The 18,766-nt window shown below is 63.6% G+C and carries 15 protein-coding genes and 1 pseudogene; 13 read left to right on the forward strand and 3 right to left on the reverse strand.

All coding sequences use genetic code 11. The features are described from left to right. Positions 1–49: 49 nt before the first annotated feature. A complete protein-coding gene (locus tag A3AC_RS0106180) occupies positions 50–1,357 on the reverse strand; it encodes an ABC transporter substrate-binding protein (RefSeq protein WP_025597919.1) in 1,308 nt (435 codons plus the stop codon). A gap of 114 nt (positions 1,358–1,471) precedes the next feature. Beyond that, positions 1,472–2,455 (reverse strand): fumarylacetoacetate hydrolase family protein, encoded by a 984-nt coding sequence (locus tag A3AC_RS0106185; protein WP_025597920.1) that lies wholly within the window; start codon positions 2,453–2,455, stop codon positions 1,472–1,474. A gap of 167 nt (positions 2,456–2,622) precedes the next feature. Here A3AC_RS0106185 and A3AC_RS0106190 point away from each other — a divergent pair, with 167 nt between their 5' ends. The 7 genes and pseudogenes from A3AC_RS0106190 to A3AC_RS0106220 all read left to right on the forward strand — a co-directional run bounded on the left by A3AC_RS0106190 (position 2,623) and on the right by A3AC_RS0106220 (position 10,783). After that, positions 2,623–3,522: an IclR family transcriptional regulator gene (locus A3AC_RS0106190; RefSeq protein ID WP_025597921.1), complete on the forward strand. Its 900-nt coding sequence runs from the start codon at positions 2,623–2,625 to the stop codon at positions 3,520–3,522. A gap of 40 nt (positions 3,523–3,562) precedes the next feature. Beyond that, entirely contained in the window at positions 3,563–4,828 is a 1,266-nt protein-coding gene (locus A3AC_RS0106195; RefSeq protein ID WP_025597922.1) for a DUF3108 domain-containing protein, read from the forward strand. A 213-nt stretch (positions 4,829–5,041) separates the two neighbouring features. After that, entirely contained in the window at positions 5,042–5,830 is a 789-nt protein-coding gene (locus A3AC_RS0106200; RefSeq protein WP_025597923.1) for an alpha/beta fold hydrolase, read from the forward strand. 118 nt (positions 5,831–5,948) lie between these two features. Further along, positions 5,949–6,206: a BTH_I0359 family protein gene (locus tag A3AC_RS0106205; RefSeq protein ID WP_013337859.1), complete on the forward strand. Its 258-nt coding sequence runs from the start codon at positions 5,949–5,951 to the stop codon at positions 6,204–6,206. Positions 6,207–6,510: 304 nt separating this feature from the next. Then, the gene (locus tag A3AC_RS0106210) at positions 6,511–7,581 is read left to right on the forward strand and encodes a homocysteine S-methyltransferase family protein (RefSeq protein ID WP_025597924.1); all 1,071 of its coding nucleotides are present in this window, start codon (positions 6,511–6,513) and stop codon (positions 7,579–7,581) included. An 80-nt stretch (positions 7,582–7,661) separates the two neighbouring features. Further along, positions 7,662–10,385, forward strand: a pseudogene (metH, locus tag A3AC_RS0106215) (methionine synthase); the annotation flags it as partial. Between the two features lie 191 nt (positions 10,386–10,576). Then, entirely contained in the window at positions 10,577–10,783 is a 207-nt protein-coding gene (locus tag A3AC_RS0106220) for a hypothetical protein (RefSeq protein ID WP_025597926.1), read from the forward strand. A 141-nt stretch (positions 10,784–10,924) separates the two neighbouring features. Here A3AC_RS0106220 and A3AC_RS0106225 read toward each other — a convergent pair whose 3' ends face one another. Then, positions 10,925–11,251 (reverse strand): DUF1840 domain-containing protein, encoded by a 327-nt coding sequence (locus A3AC_RS0106225; RefSeq protein WP_035474897.1) that lies wholly within the window; start codon positions 11,249–11,251, stop codon positions 10,925–10,927. A 464-nt stretch (positions 11,252–11,715) separates the two neighbouring features. Here A3AC_RS0106225 and argS point away from each other — a divergent pair, with 464 nt between their 5' ends. From argS to A3AC_RS0106260, 6 genes are all read left to right on the forward strand, one after another. Continuing rightward, entirely contained in the window at positions 11,716–13,506 is a 1,791-nt protein-coding gene (gene argS, locus A3AC_RS0106235; RefSeq protein WP_025597928.1) for an arginine--tRNA ligase, read from the forward strand. A 61-nt stretch (positions 13,507–13,567) separates the two neighbouring features. Continuing rightward, positions 13,568–14,386: an SPOR domain-containing protein gene (locus tag A3AC_RS0106240; protein ID WP_025597929.1), complete on the forward strand. Its 819-nt coding sequence runs from the start codon at positions 13,568–13,570 to the stop codon at positions 14,384–14,386. Between the two features lie 186 nt (positions 14,387–14,572). Then, on the forward strand, positions 14,573–15,211 hold the full coding sequence (locus A3AC_RS0106245; RefSeq protein WP_025597930.1) for a thiol:disulfide interchange protein DsbA/DsbL: 639 nt from the start codon (positions 14,573–14,575) through the stop codon (positions 15,209–15,211). Between the two features lie 16 nt (positions 15,212–15,227). Continuing rightward, on the forward strand, positions 15,228–16,001 hold the full coding sequence (locus tag A3AC_RS0106250; RefSeq protein ID WP_025597931.1) for an SDR family oxidoreductase: 774 nt from the start codon (positions 15,228–15,230) through the stop codon (positions 15,999–16,001). Between the two features lie 3 nt (positions 16,002–16,004). Next, positions 16,005–16,832: a helical backbone metal receptor gene (locus tag A3AC_RS0106255; RefSeq protein WP_025597932.1), complete on the forward strand. Its 828-nt coding sequence runs from the start codon at positions 16,005–16,007 to the stop codon at positions 16,830–16,832. A gap of 250 nt (positions 16,833–17,082) precedes the next feature. Continuing rightward, complete coding sequence (locus A3AC_RS0106260) at positions 17,083–18,669, forward strand: ABC transporter substrate-binding protein (protein WP_025597933.1); 1,587 nt, start codon at positions 17,083–17,085, stop codon at positions 18,667–18,669. Positions 18,670–18,766: the final 97 nt, after the last annotated feature.

The following is an 18,766-nucleotide window of genomic DNA, read 5'->3' on the forward strand; positions in this document are numbered from 1 at the left end:
GCGTGTCTGCGTATGCGCGCTTGGCCGGGTCGTCGAGTGCTTGCCTCGTTCAACGCGGCTGATAAACCCATTTGCCGTTTCTGATTTCGACCATCACGCGCGCGCGTTGGTCGAGGCCGAGGTGATCCGCGGCGCTCATGTTCACGACGCCGTTGGTGTCCGCGAGACCGCGCGTCGCTTCGAGCGCGTCGCGCAGCGCGCGGCGGAATTCCGGCGTACCCGGCGACGCGGCCTTCAACGCGATCGGCACCGCATGATTGAGGAGCATGCCCGCGTCCCACGTGTAGGAACCGAAAGCCGACACCGTGCCGGGTCCGCGCTGCGCCTCGAAGCGCGCGATGTAGTCGAGCGCGAGGCGTTTGGCCGGATGATCCGCCGGCAATTGCGCCGCGACCAGCACCGGGCTCGCGGGCAGGAAGGTGCCGTTGCAATCGGCGCCGCACACGCGCAGGAAGTCGTTATTGCCGACGCCGTGGTTGTGATAGATCAGCCCTTTGTAGCCGCGCTCCCTGAGCGTCTTCGGCGGCAGTGCGGCGGGCGTGCCGGCCGCGCCGACCACCACGGCATCGGGATGCGTCGCGAGGATTTTCAGCACCTGGCCGGTCACGCTCGGGTCCGTGCGATTAAAGCGCTCGCTTGCCACCATCTCCATGTGATGCAGTTGTGCGAACTTCGCGACTTCGGCGTAAAAGGTCTCGCCGAGCGCATCCGCCTGGCCGATGAACGCGACGGTTTTCACCCCGTGCGTGCTCGCGTGCCCGGCAATTGCCGAAGCCATCATCGCGTCTGTTTGCGGGGTCTTGAATACCCAGTGACGTTTGGCATCCACGGGCTCGATGATCTTCGCCGACGAAGCCAGTGAGATCATCGGCGTGGTGCCGTCTGCGACCACGTCGATCATGGCCAGCGAATTCGGCGTGATCGACGAACCGATGATCGCGTCGACGTGATTTTCGGAGATCAGCTTCCTGGTGTCCTGCACGGCTTGAGTCGTGTCCGACGCATCGTCGAGCACGACGTATTCGACGCTCTGGCCACCGATCTGCTTCGGCAGCAAGCTCGCCGTGTCGCGCGCGGGAATGCCGAGCGACGCAGCGGGCCCCGTCAGCGAAAGCACGAGCCCAATCTTCACCTGAGCAAGCGCGATAGCCGGCGATAAACACGCGAGCGTCGCGCCCAGCGTAGTTGCGCGACGCGCCGCCTGCGCGAGCCGGGTGAACTGCGGTGAGAACGGCGGCTTCAACTGCGGTGAGAACGGCGGCTTCAACTGCGGCTCGAACTGCAGCAGCCGCTCGCGCCACGTGCGCATATCCGCCCCGCCCATCATTCCCGTCTCACCAGATTCAGCTCGCCGCATGGTGTCTCCTCGCTGAGTTTTTCGTTCTGATTGACCTTCGATGCCGCGCCAGTCAGTGTAGCGGCGCGCGATCACAGCGGCATCGGGCGAAACCCTTTCGGCAGGCTTGGCGCGTCAGTCGAGCGGTGCAATGCTCTGCTCGATGGAACCGAAAATCGACTTGCCCGCTTCGTCGAACATTTCGATCTTCACCGTGTCGCCGTACTTCATGAACTCGGTCTGCGGCGCGCCGTGCTCGATCGTCTCCAGGCAGCGCTTTTCGGCGATACAGCAGTAGCCGCGCTTTGCGTCCTTGTTCGACACCGTGCCCGAGCCGACAATCGAGCCCGCGCGCAGATTGCGTGTTTTGGCCGCGTGGGCGATCAGTTGACCGAAGTGAAACACCATGTCCGTTCCGGCGTCCGGCTGCCCGACCTTCCTGCCGTTCCAATGGACGATCATCGGCCGGTGCACGCGGCCTTCGTGCCAATGTTGGCCGAGTTCGTCGGGCGTCACAGCGACGGGCGCGAACGAGGTGGCCGGCTTGCTCTGGAAGAAGCCGAAGCCCTTTGCCAGTTCGGCGGGAATCAGGTTGCGCAGCGAAACATCGTTGACGAGCGTGATCAGTCGCACGCTTCTGAGCGCCTGGTCGGGCGTCACGCCCATCGGCACGTCCCCGGTGATGACTGCAACTTCTGCCTCGAAATCGATGCCGAACGCTTCGGACGCACACAGCACGTCGTCCTTGGGGCCGATGAAGTCGTCGCTGCCGCCCTGGTACATCAGTGGATCGGTCCAGAATTCCGGCGGCATTTCCGCGCCGCGCGCGCGCCGCACGAGTTCGACATGATTCACATACGACGATCCGTCGGCCCACTGGAACGCACGCGGCAGCGGCGCCATGCAGTCGCTCGCGTCGAATGAAAAGGTGTTGCGCGCGCGGCCCTGGTTGAGCGCGTCGTACAGGTCGTGCAATTGCGGCGCGTAGAAGGCCCAGTCGTCGAGCACGCGCTGCAACGTGGGCGCGATGGCATCGGCAACGGCAGCGGTATGCAGGTCGCGGGAGACGACGATCAGTTGACCGTCGCGCGTGCCGTCCTTCAGCGTGGCAAGTTTCATGGAGGAATGAACCGTGTTAGTGACGATAGAGGGAATCTATTCTACGATGGTGAATCCGCGCCGCCCAAACCCGGCCGGTCGCGACCACTCGCAGGCGCATTGCAGTTGGCCTGCAGCCGGTTCTTCTCACGTTGATTTTGAACGCGCTTCGCGCGCCTCCTTTGCTCATGCCGCACACTGCCCGCTCCGGCGCAATTCGTAACGACGCCAAAGCAGACGCCAACGCAGACGAACCGCTCGGCGCAACTGAAGCCGACGATGAGTCCACCGATTCAGGCGAGGAAAAACTGCGCTCGGGCATCCAGTCGATCGAAGTCGGCTTCAGGCTGCTCGACGTGCTGACCCGCGAGCCGCGCGCGATGATGCTGCGCGACCTCGCGCAGCGCGCCGGCATGAGCCCGGCGAAAGCGCACCGCTATCTGGTGAGCTTTCTGCGGCTCGGCGTCGTCGCGCAAGACGCGTTGTCGGGGCGCTATGAACTCGGCGGCTTCGCGCTGCAACTCGGACTCGCGCGGCTTGCCCGCGTCGACGGCGTGAAGCTCGCGCGCATCGCGCTTGCGGAATTGCGCGACCGTCTTGATCTGACGGTGGGCATCGCCGTGTGGGGCAACCAGGGGCCCACCATGGTTCACTGGATGGAGTCCAGCCATCCGGCCAAGGCGTCGCTCAAACTCGGCGACGTGATGCCGCTGCTGAGTTCCGCCACGGGTCTGCTGTTCGCGGCGTACCTGCCGGCCGGCAAGACCGCCGCGATGATCGAGCGCGAGCTGGCCGACACGCGCCGCTCGTCGCAAGGCGGCGTGCCGCGCACGCGCGAGGAAGTCGAACGCGTGCTCGCGCAAGTGCGCGAGCACGAAGCGGCGCGAGTGGAAGGCATGTTGCTGCCGACCATTCACGCGTTCTGCATGCCGGTGTTCGACTCGACCGGCGAGCTTGCGCTCGGCCTCGTTGCGCTCGGTCACGAAGGCGCGTTCGATATCAGTTGGGGCGGCGAAATCGACACGGCGCTGCGCGAATGCGCGCGCAAGCTCTCGTATGAACTCGGGTATAGTCCAACGCCGCGTTAAACGCGCACGCTGACCTCTCCTCCCGCACATTCTTCCGCCGATGGCTTTCCCTTCCGCCGCACGCGCTGCCAGTCTCACGCCGCCCGACGAGCCGCGCTTTGGTCAGCGCGCGTGGCGGTGGATCGCCGTGCTGCTCGTGGTAAGCGTGCTTCACTGGATCGCCGCGCAATGGGTCGAGCGTCACCGCGCAACGCTGAAGCCTTCGAATGACGAACACGTGCCCGTGCAGGTCGCCCTGCTCCAGCCGGAGCGCATCGAGCGCAATCCGGCTGCGGCCGCGGCCGCGGCTCGCGAGCAGGAGCCGAAGCGCAGGCCCGCGGCCGGCAAGCCGCGCCAACACGTGCTGAGCGCAATGCGACTAGCGGACAAAGCGACAGCACAAGCGTCGAATGCGGCATCGGAGGTCGCGGCCAGCGAGCCCGCCGCAAACGCGGTGCCCGCAAGCGCGGCAAGCGCGGCAAGCGGCGCGTCGGCCAGTGGCAATGCGAATGCAACTGGAAACGCGACGGCAACCGCCGGCGCAACCCAAGCGGCATCCGGCGTGAAGTTCTCTGTGCCGCCGTCCGGCAATCTTCAATACGACACGTTCTACAACGGCGTACGCAACCAGCCGGGCACGATTCATTGGACGAGCAGCGCCCAGAGCTACGAAATGGTGGTTTCGGTACCCTTACCTTTTGTGGGCACCTTCGTCTATTCGAGCCATGGCCGCATCGACGCATTCGGGCTCGCGCCCGAGCAGTACGTGGAAAAACGGGGCCATCGCGCCGAAGACGTGTCCATCTTCAACCGCGCCGACCGCAAGATCGCCTTCACGCGCACGCCCGCCACGCTGCCGCTGCCGGACGGCGCGCAGGACCGCTTCAGCATGGTCATGCAGTTGGCAAGCCTCGTGCGCGGCGATCCGGACGCGTACAGGCCGGGCGTCACACGGCAGTTCTTTGTGGTGGATAGCGACAGCGGCGAAAACTGGCCAGTCGAGACGATCGGCGACGAAACCATCCGCACTGCGCAGGGCTACGTCGAAACGCGCCATTTCAAACGCCTGCCGCGCCGCGAGGGCGACCAGCGCCGCATCGACGTATGGCTCGCGCCTTCGCTCGGCTGGCTGCCCGCGCGGCTCGTGCAGACGGAGCCGAACGGCACGCAGTTCGAACTCGTGTGGCGCGGCAAGCTGAATGCGGATAACGGCGCGGGCGCCGACGCGCCGGCGGCTTCGCCGAACGCTCCAGCAAACACTTCTCCTGCTGATGCACCGGTCGATCAGACTGGTCCCGGAGATACTTCGGGCAACATCAAGCCGTGATCGCAAGCGAGTCGGCCAAAAGCAGAGTCGGCCAAAAGCCAAAAGGCAAGCTCTGCACCTGAATGGTGCCTCTGAGATTCCGCGAAACTTCCGCCTCACCGCCGACTCTGCATCATCTGATGTCACCGTTCGGCGAGCCGCCACGCGCATGAATGGCAGGCGGCCACAAGCGCCGACGGATTCCTCCACTGCGTTCCCCTTGAAGGAGCTTGCATGCAAGTGAACATCAACGGTATCGAGACGCGCTATGTGCTGAGCAACGAAGGCGGCGGCCCCTGGCTCACGTTCATTCATCAACTTGGCGGTGACCTGTCAGTGTGGGACCAGCTCGCGGGCTATTTCCGCGACGACTACACGGTGCTGCGCTACGACGTGCGCGGCCACGGCGAGACGGCAGTGTCGCCCGCGCCGTTCACCATTGCCGATCTTGCCGGCGACCTTGCCGCACTGCTCGATGCGCTAGGCGCGCCGGGCACGCACCTCGTGGGCATGTCGATGGGCGGCATGATCGCGCAGCAGTTCGCGCTGGATAACCCTTCGCGCGTGAACACGCTGACTATTGCGGACAGTTCCGCCGCCAACTTGCCGGAAGCCCGCGCGACGTGGGATCAACGCGCCGCCAACGCGCGTCGGGACGGCATGGACTCGCTTGTCCCCGCCACGCTCGAGCGCTGGCTGACGCCCGATTTCCGCGCGGCGCACCCCGAAGCCGTCGAGCCGATACGCGAGGCGCTCAGCCGAACGTTGCCGGAAGGCTACGCAATGGCGTGCGAAGCGCTGCGCGATTTCGACGTACGCAGTAAGCTGGGAGACATTCGCTGCGCAACTCTCGTGGTGGCGGGGCGCCATGACACGGGCACGCCGCCTGCTGCTAGTCAGGCAATAGCAGATGCCATTGGAGGCGCGCAGTTCGAATTGCTTGACGCCGCTCATCTTGCGCCTGTCGAGCAGTCCCAACGGTTTGCCGCACTGCTTGAAACGTTTCTTGAAAGGCCGGTCTAACCGGTAGGTTCGGAACTTTTACAAGCGTCACCCCGGACCCACCCCTTGAATTCCAAACCACAAGCTCCAAGTAAGGCGCAGGAACGGCCAGGAGCCAACGGAAATAAGGAGTGTCGCCATGCAAATGATCTACAACAGCCCCAACTATTGTGTCGTCGAATTTCCGCCGCAGGAAGGTCCGCTGGCCATGAAATCGGGTGGCTATGAGATCGTCGACAAGAATATGCAGCGCGAGATTTACATCGACGGTGCAATGGCGGCGCGGTTTCGCGAGAACGTGCAGAAGCTGATCGAAGAGGAACCGTCGCTGGACGAAGTGGACGAATTCCTCGGCCAGTTCGACAGTCTCATGCATCAACCGGTCATTCTTCACTAAGCGCACCTCGCGCCTCAACTTTTCGACGTTTGGAGCTTTTCAACGTTTTTGGCGACATCTCTCGACCGCGCCGTCCGGCTCTGCCGGCGGTCTTCATCAGGCGGTCGATCTGAGTGGAAACGGTTCAGCGGGCCTCGGCGCACTGGACCGTTTTCTTTTTTTGAGCCGCGGGTCGCGTAGCAGTCGCCTACGGCTCGCCTGCTATTCGCGCGCTTCGCGCCTCCCACCGCCGCGTCCGGCGGAATAGCCCGGCTGCGGCTACAATGACAGGTTCCGAAAAAGCCGGCCCAAGCCCTCGTCCGCCATGAACCAGCCTGCCCAAACCGCCAAGCCAGTCCGTCCCGAGTCCGAGTACACACGCGGCGCGGCGCTGCCCGCGCTGCTCAAGTCGCGCATCCTGATTCTGGACGGCGCAATGGGCACGATGATCCAGCGCTACAAGCTGGACGAAGCGCGCTATCGCGGCGAGCGTTTCAAGGACTACGGGCGCGACATCAAGGGCAACAACGAACTGCTGTCCATTACGCAGCCGCAGATCATCAGCGAGATTCACGAGCAGTATCTCGCCGCCGGCGCGGACATTATCGAAACGAATACGTTCGGCGCGACCACGGTCGCGCAGGCGGACTACGGCATGGAAGCGCTGGCCGTGGAAATGAACCTGGAGTCGGCGAAACTCGCGCGCGCCGCGTGCGACAAGTATTCGACGCCGGACAAGCCGCGCTTCGTCGCCGGCGCGATTGGACCGACGCCCAAGACCGCGAGCATTTCGCCTGATGTGAACGATCCGGGCGCACGCAACGTGACGTTCGACGAACTGCGCGCCGCCTATTACGAGCAGGCGAAGGCGCTGCTCGACGGCGGCGCGGACCTGTTCCTCGTCGAAACCATTTTCGACACGCTCAATGCAAAAGCCGCGCTGTTCGCGCTCGACGAGCTGTTCGAAAACACCGGCGAACGCCTGCCGATCATGATCTCGGGCACCGTGACGGACGCCTCCGGGCGCATTCTGTCGGGGCAAACCGTCGAGGCTTTCTGGAACTCGCTGCGTCACGCGAAACCGTTGACCTTCGGCCTGAACTGCGCGCTCGGCGCGGCGCTCATGCGCCCGTACATCGCCGAGCTGGCCAAGCTCTGCGACACTTATGTGTCGTGCTATCCGAACGCAGGCTTGCCGAATCCGATGAGCGACACCGGCTTCGACGAACTGCCGGCCGACACCTCCGGTCTGCTGAAGGAATTTGCCGAGGCGGGTCTCGTGAACATTGCCGGCGGCTGCTGCGGCACGACGCCGGAGCACATTGCGGCAATAGCCAAAGCGCTCGCCGAAGTGAAGCCGCGCAAGTGGCCGACGCAATATCGCGACGCCGCTTAGCCCGCCGTCAACACGAGACGCCGGTCCGCGCACATCCGACGCAACCAGGCCGCACCTAACGCACGCAATCGACTCGCACATACGCCATGACCGATCACACCATGCGCCTTGCCGGCCTCGAGCCGTTCAACGTCACGTCCGGGACGCTCTTCATCAACGTTGGCGAACGGACCAACGTGACCGGTTCGAAAGCGTTCGCGCGAATGATCCTGAACGACCAGTTCGACGAAGCAATCGCGGTTGCGCGTCAGCAGGTCGAAAACGGCGCGCAGGTGATCGACGTGAACATGGACGAAGCGATGCTCGACTCGAAAGCGGCAATGGTGCGCTTTCTGAATCTGATCGCGTCGGAGCCCGACATCGCGCGGGTACCGATCATGATCGACTCGTCGAAGTGGGAAGTGATCGAAGCGGGTCTGAAATGCGTGCAGGGCAAGGCTATCGTCAATTCGATCTCGCTGAAGGAAGGCGAAGAAGCATTCCGTCATCACGCGAAAATGATTCGCCGCTACGGCGCGGCCGCCGTGGTGATGGCCTTCGACGAGCAGGGCCAGGCCGACACGTTCGAGCGCAAGACGCAGATCTGCAAACGCTCGTACGACTTTCTCGTGAATGAAGTCGGCTTTCCGCCGGAAGACATCATCTTCGATCCGAACATCTTCGCGATTGCCACGGGCATTGAAGAGCACAACAACTACGCGGTCGACTTCATCAACGCGACGCGCTGGATCAAACAGAATCTGCCGTACGCGAAGGTGAGCGGCGGCGTGTCGAACGTGTCGTTCTCGTTTCGCGGCAACGACCCGGTGCGCGAGGCGATCCACACCGTGTTCCTCTATCACGCGATCCAGGCCGGCATGGACATGGGCATCGTCAACGCGGGGCAGCTCGGCGTGTACGCGGACCTCGACCCGGAACTGCGCGAACTCGTCGAAGATGTCGTGCTGAACCGCCGCCCGGACGGCACCGACCGTCTGCTGGAAATCGCCGACAAATTCAAAACCGGCGCAGCGAAGAAGGAAGAGAACCTCGAGTGGCGCAACCAGCCGGTCGAGAAGCGCCTTTCGCATGCGCTCGTGCACGGCATTACGAACTTCATCGTCGAAGATACCGAGGAAGTGCGCGCGAAAATCGCAGCTGAAGGCGGTCGCCCGATCAACGTGATCGAAGGCCCGCTGATGGACGGCATGAATATCGTCGGCGACCTGTTCGGCCAGGGCAAGATGTTCCTGCCGCAAGTCGTGAAGTCGGCGCGCGTGATGAAGCAGGCGGTCGCGCATCTGATTCCGTTCATCGAAGAAGAAAAGAAGCAGCTCGCGGCCGCGGGCGGCGACGTGCGCGCGAAGGGCAAGATCGTCATCGCGACCGTGAAGGGCGACGTGCACGATATCGGCAAGAACATCGTTTCCGTCGTGCTTCAGTGCAATAACTTCGAAGTGGTCAACATGGGCGTGATGGTCCCGTGCAACGACATTCTCGCGAAGGCGAAAGTGGAAGGCGCGGACATCATCGGGCTCTCTGGACTGATCACGCCGAGCCTCGAGGAAATGGCCTACGTGGCGTCCGAAATGCAGCGCGACGACTACTTCCGCGTGAAGAAGATTCCGCTCCTGATCGGCGGCGCGACTACCTCGCGCGTGCATACGGCCGTGAAGATCGCGCCGCATTACGAAGGGCCGGTGGTGTATGTGCCGGACGCCTCGCGCTCGGTGTCGGTAGCCTCCAGCCTGCTCTCCGACGAAGGCGCGACGAAGTATCTCGACGAACTCAAGGCCGACTACGACCGCATTCGCGCTCAGCACGCCAACAAGAAAGCGCTGCCGATGGTCACGCTCGCCGAAGCCCGCGCAAACAAGACGCCCATCGACTGGAAGAACTACCAGCCGGTCAAGCCGAAGTTCATCGGCCGCCGCGTGTTCAAGAACTTCGACCTGAATGAACTCGCGAACTACATCGACTGGGGCCCGTTTTTTCAGACGTGGGATCTCGCCGGTCCGTACCCGGCAATTCTGAACGACGAGATCGTCGGCGAATCCGCACGGCGCGTGTTCTCGGACGGCAAGTCGATGCTCGCCCGCCTGATCCAGGGCCGCTGGCTGCAAGCTAACGGCGTGATCGCGCTCCTGCCGGCCAACAGCGTGAACGACGACGACATTGAAATCTACACGGACGAATCGCGCAGCGAAGTGGCGCTCACCTGGCGCAATCTGCGTCAGCAAAGCGTGCGGCCGGTGGTGGACGGCGTGATGCGGCCGAACCGCTCGCTTGCCGACTTCATTGCGCCGAAGGATTCGGGCGTGGCCGACTACATCGGCATGTTCGCGGTCACGGCGGGCCTCGGCGTCGACGTGAAGGAAAAGCAGTTCGAAAAAGATCACGACGACTACAGCGCAATCATGCTGAAGGCGCTCGCGGACCGTTTCGCCGAAGCCTTCGCCGAAGCACTGCATGCGCGCGTGCGGCGCGACCTGTGGGGCTACGCGAACGCCGAAAGTCTAAGCAACGACGAGCTCATCGCCGAAAAGTATCGCGGCATTCGCCCGGCGCCGGGCTATCCGGCGTGCCCGGACCATCTCGTGAAGCGCGACATGTTCGAGGTGCTGCAGGCGGGCGAAATCGGCATGAGCGTGACTGAATCGCTCGCCATGCTGCCGGCCGCAAGCGTCTCGGGTTTCTATCTCGCGCATCCGGACAGCACGTATTTCTCCGTGGGCAAGATCGGTCAGGACCAGTTGGAAGACTACGCGCAGCGCATGTCGCTTTCGAAGGCGGACGCAGAGCGCGCGCTGGCGCCGTTGCTGTAAGCGGATGAAGCTGGCGAGCGTCGGCGGGCGCGGATGAACCGCGTGGCGGGAAACGCACTATATCGGGCGAGAAAGACTGAATATTTGCGGCAACGTAATTTTCGGCTTTGTAGACTGAGGCGGCTTGACCCGCCAGACGCGGCCAGAACGCGTCGGCTCATCGAATTGCAACCGTCAACGGAGAAAATCATATGAAGAAGCTGACGCTGGTATTGACTGCTGTTTCGTTTGCCCTGGGCGCTTCGGCGGCGCTCGCACAGACCGCCGCTCCGGCCGGCTCGAGTTCGGTCAGTTCGTACTCGCCGCCCACGACAAAGCATGTCAAGAAATCGAAGAAGCAGAAAATGAAGAAGGGTGCGTCGGCTCCCGCAGTCGCTCCAGAAGCCGCCAGCCAGTAAGCTGGTGAGGCGCGCAAGCCGCTTTGGGGCTTGCAAAGCAATAGAGCCCGCTTCGAGCGGGCTCTATTGCTTTGGGCGCGTTTTGAAGGCGCCGCACCTCCTTGCGCGACCCTCGCAACTCACCCTCGCGGCAAGCCTCGACTACAGCCCCCAGACGATATCCGCGTTCTCTTTCTGCGCGGCGCGCAGCATGTCGAGGAACGGATAGGCCCGCTGCGCAAGTCCCGGCGGAATCTCGTGATGCTCGTGGCCCTCTTCGCCCTCGTGGAAATGGCCGTCGTGTTCGGCGCGTTCCTGCTTGTCGAAGGTGATGGCCGCTTCGAGCCTGGCGATAGCGTCGGCGAGTTCGTCGTGCGTAATCACGCCGCGTTCACCAAGGCGCTTGCCGACAATGCCCACCAGATACTGTGCCAGGTTCTCCAGCATCATCACGTCCGGGCAGGCGCGGCATTTGAAAGTAATCAGCATGACTATTCCCTTTTTCGTTTTGTTGGCTTCACGCGCAGGGCGGCGCAGAAGGCCGCCCGCGCGCGCTCCCATGCGCTTCCGTCAGTCGCCCGAAGAAACGCGGCGGCCACGGCCCTTGCTGGGCATCTCATTGAACATATTAGCACCTGCTAAAATCCGTCTGGACGGAAAAGCGCGCCGCACTGCATCTCGCGCGGCAAGCGCAACGAAGCGTCCGGTCCGGCCGGTTCCGCTTTGCATGCCGCAGCGGCCATGCCTTCGCGGGTGGCCGAAAAGCGCGCTCCTTGCGTTGCAGACAACGTGCCCGTCAGCGCGCCCGGTCATGCCGATGCATCGCAATGCCTCGTCAAGGACAGCGCCAACGGGCGACCGCCGCTTTCCACGCTTCTGCCGAATCGGCCGCGCACCAGGCGGCCGGCGCATCCTCCGTATCACCGGATTGCCTCACTGGACTCGCAACAAGCATGCTGCCCGCACATAAACATACTCTCGAAACACTGCTCGCCGACACGGTGAAGCAGGTCGCGCTTGCCACGCAAGGCGCGACCGAAGCCGCGTTCGTGTCGCCCACCATCGCGCTGGAGCGCCCCAAGGTCGCCGCGCACGGCGACGTCGCATGTAATCTGGCGATGCAACTGGCCAAGCCGCTGCGCGCGAATCCGCGCCAGTTGGCGCAGCAGATCGTCGACACGCTGCTCGCCCAACCGCAGGCGCAAGGCCTGATCGAATCCGCCGAGGTTGCGGGCCCCGGCTTCATCAACCTGCGTCTGGCCGCCGCGGCCAAGCAGGCGGTGGTCACGGCCGTGCTCGCAGAGAAAGACGCGTATGGCCGCTCGCAACGCGACGCCGGCAAGCACGTGCTGATCGAATTCGTGTCGGCGAATCCTACCGGGCCGCTGCATGTCGGCCACGGCCGCCAGGCCGCGCTCGGCGACGCGCTGTCGAACGTGCTGGCTTCGCAAGGCTGGGACGTGCATCGCGAGTTCTATTACAACGACGCCGGCGTGCAGATCGGCACTCTCGCGCTGTCCACCCAGGCGCGCGCGCGCGGCTTGGCGCCAGGCGACGCGGGCTGGCCGGCTTCGGCGTACAACGGCGAGTACATTGCCGACATCGCGAAAGACTATCTGAACGGCGTCACCGTATCGGCCAGCGACGGCGAGCCCGTCACGGGCGCGGGCGACGTCGAGAACCTCGACGCGATCCGCCGTTTCGCAGTCGCGTATCTGCGCCGCGAGCAGGACATGGACTTGCAGGCGTTCGGCGTGAAGTTCGACCAGTACTACCTGGAGTCGTCGCTTTATACGGAAGGCCGCGTCGAGAAGACGGTGCAGGCGCTCATCGCCGCCGGCAAGACCTACGAGCAGGAAGGCGCGCTGTGGCTGCGCACGACCGATGACGGCGACGACAAAGACCGTGTGATGCGCAAGAGCGACGGCACCTACACCTACTTCGTGCCGGACGTCGCGTATCACGTCGCGAAGTGGGAACGCGGCTTCACCAAGGTCATCAACATTCAGGGTTCCGACCATCACGGCACGATCGCGCGTGTGCGCGCCGGTCTGCAAGGGCTCGGCATCGGCATTCCGAAGGGCTATCCCGACTACATCCTGCACAAGATGGTCACGGTCATGCGCAACGGCGAAGAGGTCAAAATCTCGAAGCGCGCGGGCAGCTACGTGACGGTGCGCGATCTGATCGAATGGTCGGGCGGCGCGACGCCGGGCTCGGAAGCCGCCGTCGACCTGATCGACGAAGAGACAATCCGCCGCGGCCGCGACGCGGTTCGCTTCTTCCTGATCTCGCGCAAGGCCGACACGGAGTTCGTGTTCGATATTGACCTTGCGTTGAAGCAAAATGACGAGAACCCGGTGCACTACGTGCAATATGCGCACGCGCGCATCTGCTCGGTCATCGCCGAATGCAAGGCGCGCTACGGCGCAGATGAAACCGCGCTCGCCAATGTCGACCTCGCGCCGCTCTCGAGCGAGCGCGCCATGGCCTTGCTCAACAAGCTGGCGGAATTTCCCGACATGCTGCAACACGCCGCCGACGAACTCGCACCGCACGCGGTCGCGTTCTATCTGCGCGACCTCGCCGGGGAATTCCACTCGTTCTACAATGACAAAGCCGAACGCGTGCTCGTCGACGATGCGGCCGAGCGCAATGCGCGCGTCGCGCTGCTCGCGGCCACGCGCCAGGTGCTCGCCAACGGTCTCGCGGTCATCGGCGTCTCCGCTCCCGTCAAGATGTAAGTCCTCCGGCGCAACATGCATGCGGCCGTCGTTATAATCGACGGCCGTTCCAGGATTCTTTTTGCAGGTGATTCATACGATGGCAAAACCACGCCGCACAACAAAGCAATCGAAACAAACCGGGGGTACTTTTCTCGGCATCGTGCTGGGCCTCATCGTCGGCCTCGCGATCGCGGTAGTGGTGGCGCTGTATATCACCCGTGCGCCTACGCCGTTCGTCTCGAAGGTTGCGCCGCCCGCGGCGTCGGATTCGAGCGCGAGCCAGGCGCAATACGATCCGAACCGTCCGCTGCAAGGCAAGTCCCCGGGTCAGCCGGTGCCCCAGGCCGCGCAACCCGCGCCGCCGAACACCGCGCCTGGCCAGACCAACTCGCAAACGCAGTCGGGCATGCTGGAGCAGCCGCAGATCATTGAAGTGCCGCCCACCGTCGGCAACGCCAACAACAACGCCAACGGTACGGCCGTCGCGCCGAAGCCCGCGCAAGACAACGGCAGCAGCGCCACGGCCGCGGTGAAAAAGCCGCAAGGCGCGAGCGCGCCAGCCGCCACCGCGGCGGGTTCCGCGCCGAAGAGCACCTCGTCCCCGGCGGTCGCGAACGCCAAGCCGGGCTCGGGTGCGGCTCCCGCACCGGGCGACGCGAACACCGGCTACTTCCTGCAAGTGGGCGCCTACAAGACCGCCGCCGACGCCGAACAGCAACGCGCGCGTCTCGCGTTCCAGGGCTTCGAGTCGAAGGTCACGCAGCGCGATGCGGGCGGTGTCACGTACTATCGCGTGCGTATCGGGCCGTTCTCAAAGTTCGAGGACATGAATGCGAGCCGTCAGCGCCTGTCGGACGCGGGCGTGGACACAGCTGTCATCCGCTTCACGAAACAATAACTAGCGAGCGATCCACCGGCATGCGCCGCCACCGAACCATCGGCGCGCGGCGCATGTCACAGGAATCGCATGCACGCTGAGCATGATTGAGCACGACGGCCGATACAACCGTCAAACGCCGAATCTGAAACGGTGACGGGCATCTGCGTGGCGCCACTGTTTTACGCCTACCTGGGTCAACACAACATGAAAAAACTGCTGAGCATTCTGTTCCTCTCGCTGGGCCTCGTCGCAGCCTCGGCGCACGCTTCGCCGTCCGCGCCGGTCGCGGGCAAGGACTACACCGCTCTGGCGAGCGCGCAACCCACCGACGTGCCCGCCGGCAAGATCGAAGTCACCGAATTCTTCTGGTACGGCTGCCCGCATTGCAACGAATTCGAGCCGTTTCTGGAAACGTGGGTGAAGAAGCAAGGTGCGGACGTCGTCTTCAAGCGCGTGCCGGTCGCCTTCCGCGACGACTTCATTCCGCATTCGAAGATGTATCACGCGCTCGACGCACTCGGCGTCGCCCCGCAACTCACGCCGAAGGTCTTCAACGAAATTCACGTCAACAAGAACTACCTGCTGACGCCGGAAGATCAGGCGAAATTCCTCGCGAAGAACGGCGTCGATCCGAAGAAGTACATGGACGCGTACAACTCGTTCTCGACGCAAAGCGCGCTGCAAAAAGACAAGAAGCTGCTGGAAGACTACAAGATCGACGGCGTGCCGACCATCGCCGTGCAGGGCAAGTATGAAACCGGCCCGGCCGCGACCAACAGCCTGCCCGGCACGCTCCAGGTGCTCGACTTCCTGGTCCAGCAGGTTCGCGCGAAGAAGATGTAAAGCCCGAGGCGCCGGAATGAGCTCACCGTTGAAAGTTTTCATTACCGGCGCTTCGAGTGGAATCGGCCTCGCGCTCGCCGCCGAATATGCGCGGCGCGGCGCGATTCTTGGCCTCGTTGCCCGCCGCGGCGACGCCCTCGCCGCCTTCCAGCGGTCTCATTCGCAAAATTCCATCTCGTGTTATTGCGTCGACGTGCGCGACGCCGAGGCGCTCGCCGAAGCGGCCGCACAGTTCATCGCGCAACATGGCCAGCCGGACATCGTGATCGCCAATGCCGGCGTGAGCCGCGGTGCCGTGACCGGCGAAGGCGACCTGCGCACCTTCCGCGAAGTGATGGACATCAACTACTTCGGCATGGTTGCCACGTTCGAGCCGTTCGCGCCCGCCATGGCTGCCGCGAGACGCGGCACGCTCGTCGGCATCGCAAGCGTCGCGGGTGTGCGCGGCTTGCCGGGCTCGGGCGCCTATAGCGCGTCGAAGTCGGCGGCGCTCAAGTATCTCGAGGCGTTGCGCCTCGAAATGCGCCCGCGCGGCGTCGGCGTGGTCACCATCGCGCCCGGCTATATCCGCACGCCGATGACCGCGCACAATCCCTACACAATGCCCTTTCTGATGGACGCCGAGCACTTCGCCGCCAGTGCCGCGCAGGCTATAGAGCGCCGGGTGGCTTTCGCGGTGTTTCCGTGGCAGATGCGGCTCGTGACAATGCTGCTGCACGTTGCGCCGCGCTGGCTTTACGACCGCGTGTTCGAACGCGCGCCGCGCAAGCCGCGCGCCGTCGTCGAGTAAATCATGTCCGCGTGTGCGGTCGATGCAAGCGGCGTCGCGCACGAGAAAGCGGGCGCCGGCGCCCGTATCGTCTCGCTGGTGCCGAGCATCACCGAACTGCTGTTCGCGCTTGGGCTCGAACGGCAGATCGTCGGGCGTACCGGCTTTTGCGTGCATCCGCGTGACAAGGTCCGCAACGTGCCGAAGGTGGGCGGCACAAAGGCGGTGCGTGTCGAGGCAGTGCGCGCGCTGCAACCCACGCACCTGATCGTCAATATCGACGAGAACGAGCGCGACACGGTCGAGCAATTGCGCGCATTCGTGCCGCATGTCGTCGTGACTCATCCGCAGACGCCTCAAGACAACCTTTCGCTATACGCGTTGCTCGGCGCGATTTTCGACCGCGAGCAGGAAGCACAGCATCTCACCGATGCCTTGCAGACGCGCCTGCACGAAGCCGCGTCGCACTCATTCGCCGCGCAAAGCGTGCTCTATCTGATCTGGCGTGAACCGTGGATGACAGTCGCTCGCGACACCTACATCTCCGCAATGCTGCGCCTCGTGAACTGGCACACGCTGCCCGACGTGCAAGGCGGCGCCGCGGGCGCGGCCCGCTATCCGTCGTTCGAATTCGACGGCGCCGGACGCGCGCCGTGGCTTGCCGGCGTCGAGCGCATTCTACTTTCGAGCGAGCCGTACCGCTTCACGCAAGCTCATTGCGATGCGCTCAAGCGCGATCCGCGCCTTGGCGGCAAGCGCATCGAGTTGATCGACGGCGAAATGGTCTCGTGGTACGGCGTGCGCGCGATAGAAGGCATCGCTTACCTGATGCGGCGCGCCACAGGCGCATGAAAGCACTGCGCGCGCCGGTCCGATGCACGGCGGCCGTTCCCATATGAATATGCGGATTATGTTGTTGTCGCCGGAACTGCCCTTCGATAAGCTTTCGCGAAGGCCGGCGCGCGCGTGAGCCTGGATTATGGCGACCCTGCGCGAGCGCCTGAAACGTATGAAAATGAACGCGACGGTTATCCGTCGCTCGTCAACGGAACATAACCACAACCAGACGCACTGCCTGACTGCGCTTGTTATCGGAGATCTTATGCGCTTCAAACTGCTCGCAGCCGCCGTACTCGTCACGGCGAGCGCGCACGCGCTCGCCAAGCCGCTGACCGTCTGCACCGAGTCGAGCCCCGACGGCTTCGACGTCGTGCAGTTCAATTCGCTCGTCACGACGAATGCGTCGGCTGATGTGATTTTCAACTCGCTGGTCTCCTACGATGAAGCCGCGAAGAAAGTGGTGCCATCGCTCGCCGACAAGTGGGAAGTGAGCGCGGACGGCCTCACGTACACCTTCCATCTGCGCCCGAACGTGCAGTTCCAGAGCACCGACTATTTCAAGCCGACGCGGCCGCTGAATGCAGACGACGTCGTCTTCACGTTCGACCGCATGCTCAACGACAGCAATCCGTGGCACAAGGTGGCGGGCGCGAGCGGCTTCCCGCATGCGCAGTCGATGGGCTTACCGAAGCTCATCAAGTCGATCAGCAAGGTTGACGACAACACCGTCAAGTTCGAACTGAACGCGCCGGACGCGACCTTCGTGTCGATCCTGACGATGGGTTTCGCCTCGATCTATTCCGCCGAATACGCCGATCAGTTGCTGAAGGCCGGCAAACAGGCCGACCTCAACTCGAAGCCGATCGGCACGGGTCCGTTCGAGCTGAAGAGCTACACGAAAGACGCGGTGATCCGCTACGACGTGAACCCAACCTACTGGGGCCCCAAACCGAAGATCGACCGCCTGATCTACGCAATCACACCCGACGCCACCGTGCGCGCGCAAAAGGTGAAGGCCGGCGAATGCCAGATCGCCCTCTCGCCGAAGCCGCAGGATCTCGCCGATGCAAAGAGCGACAAGTCGCTCACCATCGTGCAGACACCGGCGTTCATGACGGCGTTCGTCGCGCTGAATACGCAGAAGAAGCCGCTCGACAATCAGAAGGTGCGCGCCGCGCTGAACATGGCGTTCGACCGCGGCACCTATCTGAAGACCGTGTTCGACAACACGGCGACGCCCGCTGTGAACCCGTATCCGCCGAACACGTGGAGCTACGACAAGGCTGTGAAGGCCTGGCCATACGATCCGGCAAAGGCGAGGAAGCTGCTCGCCGATGCGGGCTACCCGAACGGCTTTGAAACGACCATCTGGGTGCGTCCGAACGGCAGCGTGCTGAATCCGAATCCGAAGGCGGGTGCCGAACTGCTGCAAGCGGACTTCGCGAAGATCGGCGTGAAAGCCGACGTGAAGGTAATCGAATGGGGCGAGCTGATCAAGCAGGCCAAGCAAGGCCAGCACGACTCGCTATTTATGGGCTGGGCCGGCGACAACGGCGATCCGGACAATTACCTCTCGCCGCTCTTTAGCTGCAATGCGGTGAAGTCGGGCATCAACTTCGCGCGCTTTTGCGATCAGGACCTCGACAAGCTGATCGCAGACGGCAAGTCCACGCCGGATCAGACGAAGCGCGCGAAAGCGTACCAAGCCGCGCAGCAGATCATTCACGATCAGGCGCTGTGGATTCCGCTCGGCTATCCGACCGCCGCGGCGATCACGCGCACGAATGTGAGCGGCTATCACGTTAGTCCGTTTGGACGGCAGAATTTTGGGGCGGTGGCCGTGCAGTAACCGGCTTGTACGCTCAGAAAAAAAGCCCGGTCGCGCAAGCGCCGGGCTTTTTTTCAGGGGGTCAAGCCAGGCCCGAAGGCCCACCCTTGCCGCGCGA

This window comes from Burkholderia sp. WSM2230 (assembly GCF_000472445.1).
Classification (GTDB): Bacteria; Pseudomonadota; Gammaproteobacteria; order Burkholderiales; family Burkholderiaceae; genus Paraburkholderia.